The sequence below is a fragment of the Stenotrophomonas sp. YJH_SMC_40 genome (genome assembly GCF_059368615.1).
This window is the reverse complement of sequence record NZ_JCAFRX010000006.1, coordinates 105566-119067: the sequence shown is the minus strand read 5'-3', so window position 1 is coordinate 119067 and position 13502 is coordinate 105566. Positions and strand designations below refer to the sequence as shown.

Genomic DNA, 13502 nt, shown 5'->3' with positions numbered 1-13502 from the left:
GTGGCCTTACAGGGTGCGCTGGAACAGTTCGCGGCCGATCAGCATGCGGCGGATCTCCGAGGTGCCGGCGCCGATTTCATACAGCTTGGCGTCGCGCCACAAGCGGCCGGTCGGGTATTCGTTGATGTAGCCGTTGCCGCCCAGGATCTGGATCGCCTGGCCGGTCAGCCAGGTCGCCTTCTCGGCGGCGTACAGGATGGCACCGGCGGCGTCCTGGCGGGTGGTGCGGCCCTGGTCGCAGGCGCGCGCCACGGCATAGACGTAGGCGCGGCAGGCGCCCAGGCCGACGTACATGTCGGCGATCTTGGCCTGGATCAGCTGGAAGCTGCCGATCGCCTCACCGAACTGGTGGCGCTCGTGCACGTACGGCATCACCACGTCCATCGCTGCGGCCATCAGCCCCAGCGGGCCGCCGGACAGCACCACGCGCTCGTAGTCCAGGCCGGACATCAGCACGCGCACGCCACCGCCAACCTGGCCCAGCACGTTTTCTTCCGGCACTTCGCAGTCCTGGAACACCAGCTCGCAGGTGGGCGAGGAGCGCATGCCCAGCTTGTCCAGCTTCTGCGCGGTGGAAAAGCCCTTCATGCCCTTCTCGACCAGGAACGCGGTGATGCCCTTGGCGCCGGCGTCCATGTCGGTCTTGGCATAGACCACCAGCACGTCGGCATCCGGGCCGTTGGTGATCCACATCTTGTTGCCGTTGAGCACGTAGCGGTCGCCGCGCTTGTCGGCGCGCAGCTTCATCGACACCACGTCCGAACCGGCACCCGGCTCGCTCATCGCCAGCGCGCCGACCAGGCTGCCGTCGCACAGGCCGGGCAGGAAGCGTTGCTTCTGTTCTTCGTTGCCGTTCTTGCGCAGCTGGTTCACGCACAGGTTGGAGTGCGCGCCATAGGACAGGCCGATGCCGCCGGAGGCACGCGAGATTTCTTCCATCGCCACCACGTGGGCCAGGTAGCCCATGCCGGTGCCGCCGTATGCTTCTTCCACGGTGAGGCCGAGCAGGCCCTGTTCGCCCAGCTTCGGCCACAGGGCCAGCGGGAACTGGTTGCTGGCATCGGCCTCGGCGGCCAGCGGTGCGACCTCGGCGGCGGCAAAATGGGCCACGCTCTGGCGCAGCAGGTCGATGTCTTCGCCAAGGTCGAAGTTCAGGGATGGCACGTGCATTGTGGTGGCTCCACGACGGGATGGCAGGAAATGGACGCACCCGGCGGGGGAGCGGGCGGCGGTCTGCAGGACCGCGGCCCGCACGGGCGATTGGACCCAGCGTAGCGGGGTTCGGATAAGAAGTGAATACAAATTCAAAAATTGAAACCAGAATCAAAACATGGCCTACAAACGCTCTGCACTGATGGAAGAACGCCTGGCCGGGGCCCGTGAACGGATCCTGCTGGCCACCCGTGAGCTGGTCGCCACCGGCGGCTGGCGCAACGCCCCGGTGACCGCCGTGGCGACCCAGGCGGGGGTATCCACCGGCCTGATCTATCGCCATTTCCCGTCCAAGGCCGAGCTGTTCGTGGAGGTGCTCAACGCCGCGGTGGCCCACGAGGTCGCGATCATGGAGCGCATCGCCAGTGGTCCGGAGGTGGCCAGCGAGCGCCTGCGGTTGGCGATCACCGCCTTCGTTCGCCGCGCCCTGGCCGGGCCGGGGTTGGCGCATGCCTTCATCGTCGAACCGGTCGATCCGGACGTGGAGGCTGAGCGCATGCGTGGTCGTCGCGCCTTCGGCGACGTGTTCCTGCGGCTGGTGGAGGAGGGCGTGGCCGCCGGTGAGCTGCCGGCGCAGGACGCGCATGTGGCCGCCGCCTGCCTGGTCGGCGCCTTCACCGAGGCGATGGTCGGCCCGACCGCACCCAGCCGCGAAGCGCACCGCGACGAAGACGCGCTGGTGGATGCGATCTGCAGCTTCTGCCTGCGCGCGATCGGCGCCCGGTAACGTGGTAGAGCCGGCCGCTGGCCGGCTTCTGTTGCTGGGGTCAGATCCCTTCTGCGCCGCAAAAGGGATCTGACCCCAGCCCCCGGCATGTTGCGCCGCACCAGCAGTGACGCCTGTTGTCGCACGCAAAGCGCGTTCTATACTCGGTCCATCACGCAGTCGCTCAGCCGTGGTCCAACGACTATCAGCCAGGGGTAACGAAGAGTGCGGAATTACGATCTGGAGTTCCTGAAACGCTTCTCCATGGTGATCGCGCTGCTGGCGACCATCACCCTCGGCCTCATCCTCCTAGCCGCCTACATCCACACCCGGATTCCGCCCGAGGTGTCGCCGACTGCGGCCAAGCGCACCGAACAGCGCATCTCGCCCACCGGCGCGGTCTATGCCGGCAGCACCGGCGCCGCCGCGCAGGCTGCGGCCAAGGCCGCGGCGCTGGCCAAGGCCGCCTCGCAGGTGGCCTACGGCGGCACCAAGGACGGCAAGGTCATCTTCGACAACCTGTGCACCGCTTGCCACACCACCGGCGTGGGCATGGCGCCGACGCTGGACCATTCGCACTGGGACAAGCGCATCGCGCAGGGCAAGGACAGCCTCTACAAGCACGCCATCGAGGGCTACACCGGCCCGGATGGCGGCATCATGCCGCCCAAGGGTGGCAACCCGGCGCTGACCGAGGAACAGATCCACGCCACCGTGGACTGGATGCTGGGCAACCTGAAGTAGGCGCCGGAACGGCCAAACCGCGAAACGGCGGAAACGTCGAAACATGGAACCGCCGAACGGGATGGCGGAACCGCGGAACATGGAACGGCCGAACGGGATGGCGGAACCGCGGAACGGGGGTAGAGTCGACTGTTGGTCGACTGCTCTTCCCAACGCCACCGAAAAAGCCCGCGCAGCGCGCGTTAGTCGACTAACAGTCGACTCTACCCGCCGGTCGCCCCAATCGCCGCGGTCGTTCTCCGTCTGCCGCCGGCGGCTTTGCCGGCCAAGGCCAAAACCGCGCGCGTCGCTGGGGTTTCGCATTTCAAGGTTAGTCTGTGCGCCTCTTCCATGGAGTCGCCCGTTGATGCGCCGCCGTTCCCTCGCCCTTGCCCTGTCCCTGCTGCTGCCGGCCGGTGCCTTTGCCCAGGCCCAGCCGCAGGCCGCACCGGCCGCGTCGCCCTCCGCTGCGCGCAGCAGCGCCACCGTGGTGCTGACCGCCGCGCCGGCCGACTGGCGTGCACTGGATGGCCAGCGCGTGCGCATCGCCGCACCGCTGACCCTGGCCGGTACCGACGGCCTGGAGCGCTTCGGCCAGCTCACCGTGGCCTTCGATGGCCGCCTCTGGCAGCCGACCGAAGTGGCCACGCCGGGCACTGCCGGCTATGAGCAGGTGATGGCCGACAACCAGCGCCGCCGCCTGGTGCTGGAAGATGGCAGCGATGCCCGCGACCCGGCCAGCGTGGCTTACCTGCCGGGCAACCCGGTGCTGCGCACCGGCATGCAGCTGCGCGATGTGCAGGGCATCGTGCGCATGGACGCGCAGGGCCATCCGCGCCTGCAGGTCGAAGGCGCGCTGAAGCTGCCGGAGCTGAAGCGCCCGGCGGTGCCGACCGTGCCGGGCAACCTGCATGTGGCGGCCTTCAACCTGGAGAACTTCTTCAACGGCGACGGCCAGGGCGGTGGCTTCCCGACCCTGCGCGGCGCACGCACGCTGGAGGAACACAAGGCGCAGGTGGCCAAGCTGGTCACCACGGTCAACGCGCTGGGCGCCGATGTCGCCGCGCTGATGGAACTGGAGAACGACGGCTACGGCCCGCAGTCGGCCATCGCCGAACTGGTCGATGCGCTCAACCGCGACCGTGGCGCGCAGGGCGACTGGCGCTTTGTCGACGCGGGCAACGGCCCCGGTGACAACCCGATCCGGGTCGGCATCATCTACCGCAGCGCGCGCCTGCAGCCGGTGGGCAAGCCGGCCACGCTGACCGGTGGCCCGTTCGTCGCGCACAGCCGCGTGCCGCTGGCGCAGGCCTTCCAGGGCAAGCAGGGCGCGCCGTTCGTGGTGGTGGCCAACCACTTCAAGTCGAAGGGCTGCCGCGACGCCGCCGGTGCCGACGCCGACCACAACGACAACCAGGGCTGCTGGAACGCCACCCGCGTGACCTCGGCGCAGCAGCTGCACGCCTGGCTGCAGACCGACCCGACCGGTACCGGTGCAAAGGACGCGGTGCTGCTCGGCGATTTCAATGCCTACGCGATGGAAGACCCGATCCGCACCCTGCATGACCTGGGCTGGCAGGACGCGTTCAAGGTCGCCAAGATCGAGCATCCCTACAGCTACGTCTACAACGGCTATACCGGCCGCCTCGACCACGCGCTGCTGAGCCCGGGCATGGCCAAGCGCCTGCGCGGTGCCGCCGAGTGGCACAGCAATGCCGACGAACAGGACGCCAGTGGCTACCAGGGCCGCAACGTGCAGGGCCCGTGGCGCAGCTCCGACCACGACCCGCTGTTGTTGGGTTTCGACAGATAAGGTTCGGCGGGGATCTGCTCTGGGAGGGACCTTGATCGGCACGGATGCTGCCGTTGCTTTTGATCTATCAGTCCGCCTTCAAGCGAGCCGAGCATCGCAGGTGAATCAGGGGCGAAGAGGCGCCGATGTTTGAGCGCAGCGAGTTCGGCGCTGTCCCCTGATTCACCGAGAAGCGCAGGGAACCGGTGCACAGCACCGGCTCGCGGCTGGCGGCGCGTTTCTTTTGGTTACTTTTCTTTTCGCGCGAAAAGAAAAGTGACATCCCACCGCGGGCGCGGAAATGGCCCGCCGCAACCAACGCTCACCCCCAGGCGATCAACCCGATCGCCAGCACCGCCAGCGCCAGGCCGGCGCGGTTCCACTTCGTGGTGGCCTCGCCGAAGGCGAACACACCTACCAGCGCGCCCAGCACCACCACGCCGATGTTCATGCCGGCGAACACGGTGGCCGGGTTGTCCGGCATCGACTGGTGGGCGTGCACATAGAAGAGGATGTTGCCGCCATTGAGCAGGCCCAGCAGCGCACCTGCGCCGAGGTTGCGCCAGGCCAACCGGCTGCGGCCACTGGCGTGCCGCCACAGCTGCAACGCCAGCATCAGCACGAAGGCCACGCTGAAGCTGGCCAGCACCGCCGCCATCGACGGCGTGCCGGACAGCGCCACCTGCTTGAGCAGCACGTCCACCACCGCGAAGCCGCCCCATACGCCCAGCAGCCAGCCCCAGCCACCGGGCGAGGACGCCACCGCCGGTCCGCGCGGGCGCAGGCTGATGGCCACCATCGCCAGCAGGCCCAGGCCGAGCCCGGCCAGCTTCCACGGCGTGGCAGTCTGGCCGAAGAACAGGAAGGCTGCCGCCAATGACAGCAGCAGCGACAGCCGCTGCGCCACGTCGCTGCGGACGATGCCGGCCACCGCCACCGCGCGGCCCAGCACCAGGAAAATCGAGGGCAGCACCACCGCCAGCGCCAGCAATGACAGCCACGGCGCGTGCGGCGCGCGCAGCGAATCCAGCGGCGGCTGCAGCACCACGGCGGTGAGCGTTGCCGCCACCAGATAGTTCCAGGTGACCATCTGCGAAACATCCAGCTGGCGGCGTCCGGCCACCTTCAACAACACCGAAACCAGCACGCTGCAGATCACGGCCAAAGACAGGTAGAGCATGGGACGGGCACAGGGCAGGGGCGGGGGACGGTATCATGGTGCCATGCACAAGCACTCGTTCCCCGTCGCCCCCGGCGAAACCGCCTGCCTCGAACTGGACGGCCCGGCCGGCCCGCTGGAAGTGGTCGTCGACCTGCCCAAGGCCGATGTGCCGGTGCAGCCGATCGTGGCCATCATCTGCCATCCGCTGTCCACCGAAGGCGGCACCCTGCACAACAAGGTGGTCACCATGACCGCCACCACCCTGCGCGAGCTGGGCATCGCCACGGTGCGCTTCAACTTCCGCAGCGTGGGTGGTTCGGCCGGTGAGTTCGACCATGGCGTGGGCGAGCAGCACGACCTGAAGGCCGTCGCCGCCTGGGTGCGCAGCCAGCGTCCGGACGACCGCCTGTGGCTGGCCGGTTTCAGCTTTGGCGCGTTCGTTTCACTGAAGGCCGCGGCCGAGTTGCAGCCGGAAGCGCTGATCTCGATCGCGCCGCCGGCCGGCCGCTGGGACTTCGATGGCATCGCACCGCCGGCCCGCTGGCTGGTGATCCAGGGCGAGCAGGACGAGATCGTCGACCCGCAGGCTGTCTACCAGTGGCTGGACTCGCTGGATTTCCCGCATGAGCTGGTGCGCATGCCCGAGACCAGCCACTTCTTCCACCGCAAGCTGATCGACCTGCGCGGCGCGCTGACCCACGGCGTCAAGCACTGGCTGGGCGCGGCGGCATGAGCGACGTGGAACTGACCCCGTCGCAGCGGTACGCGGAAGGGGTTGCCCGTGGCGACTGGCAGAACGACCCGGCCCAGCATGCGGCGCTGGCCGAGCTGGACCGCATCCACCTGGGCCTGCTGGACAGTGCCGAGGACGGTTGGCTGGACCGCCTGTCCTCGTTCTGGAAGAAGCCCGAGCCGGTCAAGGGCCTGTACTTCTGGGGCGGCGTCGGCCGCGGCAAGACCTTCCTGGTCGACCTGTTCTACGACGGGCTGCCGATCAAGCAGAAGTACCGCACCCACTTCCATCGCTTCATGCGCAGCGTCCACGAGCGCCTGCGCGAGCACCAGGGCCAGAGCGACCCGCTGGCGAAGATCGCCCAGGAATGGCGCAGCAACCTGCGCGTGCTGGTGCTGGACGAGTTCTTCGTCACCGACATCGGCGATGCGATGCTGCTGGCGCGGCTGCTGGAGCGCCTGTTCGCCGAGGGCGTGACCCTGGTCACCACCTCCAATACCGCGGTCGAGAATCTGTATCTCAACGGCCTGCAGCGCGAGAGTTTCCTGCCGGCCATCGGCCTGCTGCAGCGCTTCTGCGTCGAGCTGTACGCCGAAGGTACCGAGGATTACCGCATGCGCGCGCTGACCCGCTCGCCGGTATACCGCGCACCGCTGGCGGCCGACAGCGATGAATGGCTGGCCACGCGCTGGAACGAGCTGAGCGGCGGCCAGCCGGCCAAGACCGGCAACATCGAGATCGAGGGCCGCAAGATCCCGGTCCGCGGCCGTGGCAAGAGCATCGCCTGGTTCGATTTCGCCGCGTTGTGCGAGGGCCCGCGCGGCCCCTCGGATTACATCGAGATCGCGCACGAGTTCAACACGGTGCTGCTGGGCGGCATTCCGGCGTTCGATCGCCTCAACGAAGATGCCGCGCGCCGCTTCGTCAACCTGATCGACGAGCTGTACGACCGCCACGTCAACCTGGTCTGCACCGCCAGCACCTCGCCGGTGGAGCTGTACACCGGCCAGCGCCTGCAGGGCGCGTTCGAGCGTACCGCCTCGCGCCTGATCGAGATGCAGAGCGCCGAGTACCTGGGCACCCCGCACCGGGCGTGAGGGGCCTGCGGGCGTGCGTTGCCGGCCAGCGGCCGGCACGACCCCCTGGGATTCCGGTAGTGCCGGCCGCTGGCCGGCAATGATCGGGAGAAGGGCGCAACGGCGTTTCCCTGCGGCCGCCGCTCCGGCCTGGCCGACACATGCAGCCTCGGGTCGCTGCCCGGCGGGCGGTCCCGGCATCCACCGGATTCCCACCGGCTGCCCACCACCTATCCACAGGGTTGTCCCTAGCCAGTTTCATCACTGTCATGTGAAGCTGTCATTGTTCCGTTTTCGCGGTGCGTTGTACCACCGCAATGACGCCTTTCGGGCTTGACTGCGCAGCCCGTTCCGGCAGGTGTGAAGCGTCTGATCCGGACGCCGGCGGCACGATCCTTGCGGCGCAAGGGATTGCCGAATTTCACTACATTTGGCGTTGACGGGCCCCATCACCCCCACTATCTTGTGGCCGTCGGTCGCAGCAACCCCAATTCCAGGGATGCCCGGGTACCCATCCGCGATCGTCAACGGCAGTGGCAGGCGCAGGGTCTCATCCGCTGCGACGCCGTCCTGCCATCCTGGGCTGTCATGTCCCGGGCTGCGTCACCCGATGCATCGAGCACCCACCAATCACGCCAAGAGGACACACGCCGTGACCACCGAATCCAGCGCCACCATCGAGAAGGAAAGCGAATTCCTGTTGACGTCGCCGCCGACGGCCAACGCGATGAGTGTGACCAAGCGCAATGGCACGACCGAACTGGTGGACCTGAACAAGATCGTGCGCGCGGTGCAGCGTTCCTCCGAAGGCCTGCACGCCGTCGATCCGATGCGCGTGGCCACCCGCACCATTTCCGGCCTGTACAACGGCGCCACCACCCGCGAGCTGGACGAACTGTCCATCCGCACCGCCGCCCTGCTGATCGGTGAAGAGCCCGAGTACGGCCGCCTGGCTGCGCGCCTGCTGGCCAACTACATCGCCAAGGAAGTCTCGGGCCAGGAAATCTACGCCTTCTCGCAGTCGGTCAGCCGTGGCCATGAAGTCGGCCTGATCAACGACCGCCTGCTGAACTTCGTGCAGACCAACGCGCGCAAGCTCAACGACGCCATCGACATCTCGCTGGACCTGAACTTCGATTACTTCGGCCTGCGTACCCTGTACGACCGTTACCTGCTGCGCCACCCGCACACCCGCAAGGTGATCGAGACCCCGCAACAGTTCTTCCTGCGCATCGCCAGCGCGCTGAGCGAGGACGTGTCCGAGACCCTGGCGCTGTACAAGCGCATGGGCAACCTGGACTACCTGCCGTCCAGCCCGACCCTGTTCAATTCCGGCACCACCCACGAGCAGCTGTCCTCGTGCTTCCTGCTGGACTCGCCGCAGGACTCGCTGGAGTCGATCTACTCCAAGTACGGCGACATCGCCCAGCTGTCGAAGTTCTCCGGCGGCATCGGCGTCAGCTACACCCGCGTGCGTTCGCGTGGTTCGCTCATCAAGTCGACCAACGGCCACTCCAACGGCATCGTGCCGTGGCTGAAGACCATGGATTCGTCCGTGGCCGCAGTGAACCAGGGTGGCAAGCGCAAGGGCGCGGCCTGCGTGTACCTGGAAACCTGGCACGCCGACATCGAGGACTTCCTCGAGCTGCGTGACAACACCGGTGACGAAGCCCGCCGCGCGCACAACCTGAACCTGGCCAACTGGGTGCCGGACCTGTTCATGAAGCGCGTCGAAGCCGACCAGGAATGGTCGCTGTTCGATCCGCGCGTCGTGCCGGAGTTCACCGACCTGTTCGGCGAAGCCTTCGAGGCCGCCTACCTGCAGGCCGAAGCCCAGGGCAAGGCCAACCGCACCATCTCTGCCCGCAAGCTGTACGCCCGCATGATGCGTACGCTGGCCGAGACCGGCAACGGCTGGATGACCTTCAAGGACAAGTGCAACCGCGCCAGCAACCAGACCCTGCGTCCGGGCAACGTGATCCACCTGTCCAACCTGTGCACGGAAATCCTGGAAGTCACCTCCAACGATGAAACCGCGGTGTGCAACCTGGGTTCGATCAACCTGGGCAACCACTTCGACGAGCACAACGAGTTCGATTTCGAGAAGCTGGCCGAGACCGTGCGCCTGGCCGTGCGCCAGCTCGACCGCGTCATCGACCTGAACTTCTACCCGATCGAAACCGCCCGCCGCGCGAACCTGCGCTGGCGTCCGGTCGGCCTGGGCTGCATGGGCCTGCAGGACGTGTTCTTCCGCAAGCGCCTGCCGTTCGACAGCGCCGAAGCCCGCGCCCTGTCGAAGAAGATTGCCGAAGCGATCTACTTCCACGCGCTGGAAACCTCCTGCGAGCTGGCCCAGGAACGTGGCAAGCACCCGTCGTTCAACGACACCCGCGCCGCCAGTGGCGAACTGCAGTTCGACGCCTGGAACGTGGTGCCGGAAGACACCGCACGCTGGGACGCCCTGCGCGCCCGCATCAAGGAACACGGCCTGCGCAATTCGCTGATGATCGCGATTGCGCCGACCGCGACCATCGCCTCGATCGCCGGCTGCTACGAGTGCGTCGAGCCGCAGGTATCCAACCTGTTCAAGCGCGAAACCCTGTCCGGTGACTTCCTGCAGGTCAACCGTTACCTGGTGAATGAGCTGAAGAAGCTGGGCCTGTGGACGCCGGAAATGCGCGATGCCATCAAGCTGGCCGAAGGTTCCATCGCCGGCGTGGCGCAGATTCCGGAAACGCTGCGCGAGGTCTACCGCACCGCGTGGGAACTGCCGATGCGTTCGCTGATCGACATGGCCGCCGAGCGTGGCGCCTTCATCGACCAGTCGGCCTCGCTCAACCTGTTCATGGAAAGCCCGAACATCGGCGCGATGTCCTCCATGTACATGTACGCCTGGAAGCAGGGCATCAAGACCACCTACTACCTGCGTTCGCGCCCGGCCACCAAGATCGCCAAGACCACGGTGAGCGCTGCGGCCCCGGCCAAGGTATTCAGCCCGGACGAAGCCATCGCCTGCTCGCTGGAAAACCCGGAAGCCTGCGAGGCCTGCCAGTAACACACCGCGCGGTGGGTGCCGACCGTTGGTCGGCACTCGAACACCTCGCACCTGTAGAGCCGAGCGATGCTCGGCTGCGGAAAAACACCCACGGTAGCGCCGGGCCACGCCCGGCGGCTCACCCAGGAATTCAAGGAAACACCCATGGCCGACAAGCCCAAGCAGATGCTGCTCGATCCCGGTTTTGAACTGACCCTGCGCCCGATGCGCTACCCGCAGTTCTATGACATGTACCGGAACGCGATCAAGAACACCTGGACGGTGGAAGAGATCAACTTCCAGATCGACATCACCGACCTGCACAGCAAGATGTCGCCGGGCGAGCGCCACCTGATCCACCGCCTGGTCGCGTTCTTCGCCACCGGCGACTCGATCGTCTCCAACAACCTGGTGCTGAACCTGTACCAGCATCTCAATGCGCCGGAAGCGCGCATGTACCTGTCGCGCCAGCTGTATGAAGAAGCGCTGCACGTGCAGTTCTACCTGACCCTGCTCGACAACTACCTGCCGGATCCGGAAGAGCGCGCCAAGGCGTTCTCGGCGGTGGAGAACATCGACTCGATCAAGAAGAAGGCCGATTTCTGCTTCAAGTGGATCGACTCGATCCAGAACCTGACCCGCATCGAGACCCGCGAACAGCGCCGCCAGTTCCTGCTCAACCAGATCTGCTTCGCCGCCTGCATCGAAGGCCTGTTCTTCTTCGCGGCCTTCGCCTACGTGTACTACTTCCGTTCGCGCGGCCTGCTGCCGGGCCTGGCCTCGGGCACCAACTGGGTGTTCCGCGACGAGAGCGCACATATGGAGTTCGCGTTCGAGTCGGTGCGCGTGGTGCGTGAGGAAGAACCGGACCTGTTCGACGAAGAGATGAAGCAGCAGGTCTACGACATGCTGGCCGAAGCCATCGAATGCGAAGTGCAGTTCGCCGAGGACGTGCTGTCCGGCGGCGTGGCCGGCATCTCCACCCGCGACATGCGCCAGTACCTGCAGCACTGTGCCGACCAGCACTTCGCCAAGCTGGGCATGGAAAAGAAGTACAACGTGCGCAACCCGCTGCCGTTCATGGAACTGCAGGACGTGCAGGAGCTGACCAACTTCTTCGAACGCCGCGTCTCGGCCTACCAGGTCGGCGTGCAGGGCGAAGTCGCCTTCGACATGAACTTCTGATCGAACCGGCCCGGCCTGTCGCAACGAAGAACCCCGGCCAATGCCGGGGTTTTTCGTTGCGCATCAGAAGGATGAGCTATTCTCGCTGGACGCCAGTGGTGGCGGTGCTTCGCATCCATGCCGGGCCTGGGGAGGAAGAGGGGATGCCACTGCAGGAATGACGCGTGGACAATCCCAGCGCCGGGTTCCCGTGCGCGTGGTCCTGCCATGGTGGCGCAACTGAATGGACCCTGGAGGTCGCAATGGAGACTGCAGTGCCTGGAACAGCAACCCGCAGGACCGTGTTTCGTGGGTGGACGGGAGGATTGTTCGCCGTCCTGGTCGCCTGTCCGCCCCTCGCCCATGGCACGAACTGCGATTCCAAGGTGACCAACGTTTCCATCGATGCCAGCGGCAAGGTGTTCGTGGCGACCACCGTCTCGCCCATCCACGCGGTCTGCAACATCGTCAGCAAAGGCGACTTCAGCATGCCGCCCGAGGTCTGCAAGGCAACCTACGCCATGCTGATGAGTGCGAAGGTCTCCGCCATACCCATCCGCCTGTACTACACCAGCGTGCCGCAATGTGGCGATATCAAGGCCTGGTCGGCACAACCGAGCTTCTACCACGCTGAACTGTTCTGATTACGGGGCCGGGCGTATCGCCTGGAGGGCACGCCGCGATCAGCGCCGCCCTTCCACCGCCATGCGCACCGCCAGTCCGGCCAACACCGTGCCCATCAGCCAGCGCTGCACCATCTGCCAGGTGGGGCGTGCGGCCAGGAAGCCGGCGATGCTGCCGGCGGTCAGCGCGATCATGCCGTTCACGCTGACGCTGACCAGGATCTGGGTGGAGCCCAGCACGATCGACTGCATCAGCACGCTGCCTTCGCTGTCCGGGTGCAGGAACTGCGGCAGCAGCGACAGGTACATCACCGCCACTTTCGGGTTCAGCAGATTGGTCAGGAATCCCATCGTGAACAGCTTGCGCGGGCTGTCCTGCGGCAGTTCGCGCACCGCGAACGGCGAACGGCCACCGGGCTTGAGCGCCTGCCAGGCCAGGTACAGCAGGTACAGCGCGCCACCGATGCGCAGCGCGTCGTAGGCGAACGGCACGGTCATCAGCAGGGCGGTGATGCCCAGTGCCGCGCACAGCATGTAGAACACGAAGCCCAGCGCCACCCCGCCCAGCGAGATCAGTCCCGCCATCGGCCCCTGGCAGATTGAGCGCGAGATGACGTAGATCATGTTCGGCCCGGGCGTGAGCACCATGGCCAGCGAAACCAGCGCAAAGGCCAGCAGGTCGGAAGTGGCGGGCATGGGAGGTCCTGGCAGTGGGCGTGAAGCAGTGTAACGCCTGCTGCAGGCGCGGCCTGCGCAGGCACCGCTGCCGGGTGACCGTTGCACGTGCATTCCGATGGCCGTCACGCCGGTCGCTTAGAATCCGCAGCACCCCACACCGAAGCTCCCCCATGACCCCGATCCCCGAGACCGTGCCGCCCATCGAAGTGCGCATGGCCGAAATCGTCTTCCCCAACCACACCAATCACCTCGGCACCCTGTTCGGTGGCCAGGCACTGGCGTGGATGGACAAGGCCGCGTTCCTGGCCGCCGCCCGCTACTCGCGCCGTACCGTGGTGACCGCGCGCAGCGACCAGGTCGACTTCAAACTGCCGATCCGCATCGGCCAGATGGTGGAAACCATCGGCCGCATCGTCGAAGTCGGCCGCAGCTCGATGAAGGTGGAGGTGGAACTGGTCGCCGAAGACCTGCACAGCGGCGAGCGCAAGCTGTGCACCCGCGGCCACTTCGTGATGATCGCGCTGGACGAGGAAGGCCACCCGATCGCGGTGCCGCCGCTGCCGGCGGCCTGACCCGGCCAACCGACCGGCGCTTGCAGG

Annotated in this window: 12 protein-coding genes; 9 read left to right on the top strand and 3 right to left on the bottom strand. The window is 66.6% G+C overall.

Annotated elements, in window-relative coordinates; all coding sequences use genetic code 11:
* Positions 1-6 precede the first annotated feature (6 nt).
* Positions 7-1170 carry an isovaleryl-CoA dehydrogenase gene (locus tag AC5P6X_RS13105; RefSeq protein ID WP_005407660.1) on the bottom strand — a complete coding sequence of 388 codons (1164 nt, stop codon included), beginning with the start codon at positions 1168-1170 and terminating at the stop codon, positions 7-9.
* A gap of 160 nt (positions 1171-1330) precedes the next feature.
* Here AC5P6X_RS13105 and AC5P6X_RS13100 point away from each other — a divergent pair, with 160 nt between their 5' ends.
* The 3 genes from AC5P6X_RS13100 (at position 1331) to AC5P6X_RS13090 (ending at position 4454) form a co-directional block, all read left to right on the top strand.
* Positions 1331-1939, top strand: a complete 609-nt coding sequence (locus AC5P6X_RS13100; protein ID WP_005407661.1) for a TetR/AcrR family transcriptional regulator — start codon at positions 1331-1333, stop codon at positions 1937-1939.
* 204 nt (positions 1940-2143) lie between these two features.
* Entirely contained in the window at positions 2144-2662 is a 519-nt protein-coding gene (locus AC5P6X_RS13095) for a c-type cytochrome (RefSeq protein ID WP_329755845.1), read from the top strand.
* A gap of 346 nt (positions 2663-3008) precedes the next feature.
* Positions 3009-4454 (top strand): ExeM/NucH family extracellular endonuclease, encoded by a 1446-nt coding sequence (locus tag AC5P6X_RS13090; protein ID WP_285311658.1) that lies wholly within the window; start codon positions 3009-3011, stop codon positions 4452-4454.
* 301 nt (positions 4455-4755) lie between these two features.
* Here AC5P6X_RS13090 and AC5P6X_RS13085 read toward each other — a convergent pair whose 3' ends face one another.
* Positions 4756-5613, bottom strand: a complete 858-nt coding sequence (locus AC5P6X_RS13085) for an EamA family transporter (RefSeq protein ID WP_088436828.1) — start codon at positions 5611-5613, stop codon at positions 4756-4758.
* A gap of 43 nt (positions 5614-5656) precedes the next feature.
* Here AC5P6X_RS13085 and AC5P6X_RS13080 point away from each other — a divergent pair, with 43 nt between their 5' ends.
* The 5 genes from AC5P6X_RS13080 to AC5P6X_RS13060 all read left to right on the top strand — a co-directional run bounded on the left by AC5P6X_RS13080 (position 5657) and on the right by AC5P6X_RS13060 (position 12246).
* The gene (locus tag AC5P6X_RS13080; protein ID WP_060380667.1) at positions 5657-6328 is read left to right on the top strand and encodes an alpha/beta hydrolase; all 672 of its coding nucleotides are present in this window, start codon (positions 5657-5659) and stop codon (positions 6326-6328) included.
* Positions 6325-7425, top strand: coding sequence for a cell division protein ZapE (gene zapE / locus AC5P6X_RS13075; RefSeq protein WP_329755847.1), 1101 nt, complete (start codon positions 6325-6327; stop codon positions 7423-7425). The genes AC5P6X_RS13080 and zapE overlap by 4 nt, the downstream gene beginning before the upstream one ends.
* A 631-nt stretch (positions 7426-8056) precedes the next feature.
* Positions 8057-10459: a ribonucleoside-diphosphate reductase subunit alpha gene (locus AC5P6X_RS13070; protein WP_005407668.1), complete on the top strand. Its 2403-nt coding sequence runs from the start codon at positions 8057-8059 to the stop codon at positions 10457-10459.
* A gap of 144 nt (positions 10460-10603) precedes the next feature.
* Positions 10604-11623 carry a ribonucleotide-diphosphate reductase subunit beta gene (locus AC5P6X_RS13065; RefSeq protein WP_049449365.1) on the top strand — a complete coding sequence of 340 codons (1020 nt, stop codon included), beginning with the start codon at positions 10604-10606 and terminating at the stop codon, positions 11621-11623.
* Positions 11624-11988: 365 nt separating this feature from the next.
* Positions 11989-12246: a hypothetical protein gene (locus AC5P6X_RS13060; RefSeq protein WP_005411932.1), complete on the top strand. Its 258-nt coding sequence runs from the start codon at positions 11989-11991 to the stop codon at positions 12244-12246.
* A gap of 39 nt (positions 12247-12285) precedes the next feature.
* Here the strand turns inward: AC5P6X_RS13060 and AC5P6X_RS13055 are convergent, their stop codons facing one another.
* Positions 12286-12921, bottom strand: coding sequence for a LysE family translocator (locus tag AC5P6X_RS13055; RefSeq protein WP_005407671.1), 636 nt, complete (start codon positions 12919-12921; stop codon positions 12286-12288).
* A gap of 152 nt (positions 12922-13073) precedes the next feature.
* Here AC5P6X_RS13055 and AC5P6X_RS13050 point away from each other — a divergent pair, with 152 nt between their 5' ends.
* On the top strand, positions 13074-13475 hold the full coding sequence (locus tag AC5P6X_RS13050; protein WP_005407672.1) for an acyl-CoA thioesterase: 402 nt from the start codon (positions 13074-13076) through the stop codon (positions 13473-13475).
* Positions 13476-13502: the final 27 nt, after the last annotated feature.

Bases quoted from the DNA above. Each gene is read 5' to 3' on its own strand.
- AC5P6X_RS13065 (WP_049449365.1), top strand. From the start codon at position 10,604: ATGGCCGACAAGCCCAAGCAGATGCTGCTCGATCCCGGTTTTGAACTG.
- AC5P6X_RS13100 (WP_005407661.1), top strand. From the start codon at position 1,331: ATGGCCTACAAACGCTCTGCACTGATGGAAGAACGCCTGGCCGGGGCC.
- AC5P6X_RS13105 (WP_005407660.1), bottom strand. From the start codon at position 1,170: ATGCACGTGCCATCCCTGAACTTCGACCTTGGCGAAGACATCGACCTG.
- AC5P6X_RS13050 (WP_005407672.1), top strand. From the start codon at position 13,074: ATGACCCCGATCCCCGAGACCGTGCCGCCCATCGAAGTGCGCATGGCC.
- AC5P6X_RS13090 (WP_285311658.1), top strand. From the start codon at position 3,009: ATGCGCCGCCGTTCCCTCGCCCTTGCCCTGTCCCTGCTGCTGCCGGCC.
- AC5P6X_RS13080 (WP_060380667.1), top strand. From the start codon at position 5,657: ATGCACAAGCACTCGTTCCCCGTCGCCCCCGGCGAAACCGCCTGCCTC.
- zapE (WP_329755847.1), top strand. From the start codon at position 6,325: ATGAGCGACGTGGAACTGACCCCGTCGCAGCGGTACGCGGAAGGGGTT.
- AC5P6X_RS13085 (WP_088436828.1), bottom strand. From the start codon at position 5,613: ATGCTCTACCTGTCTTTGGCCGTGATCTGCAGCGTGCTGGTTTCGGTG.
- AC5P6X_RS13055 (WP_005407671.1), bottom strand. From the start codon at position 12,921: ATGCCCGCCACTTCCGACCTGCTGGCCTTTGCGCTGGTTTCGCTGGCC.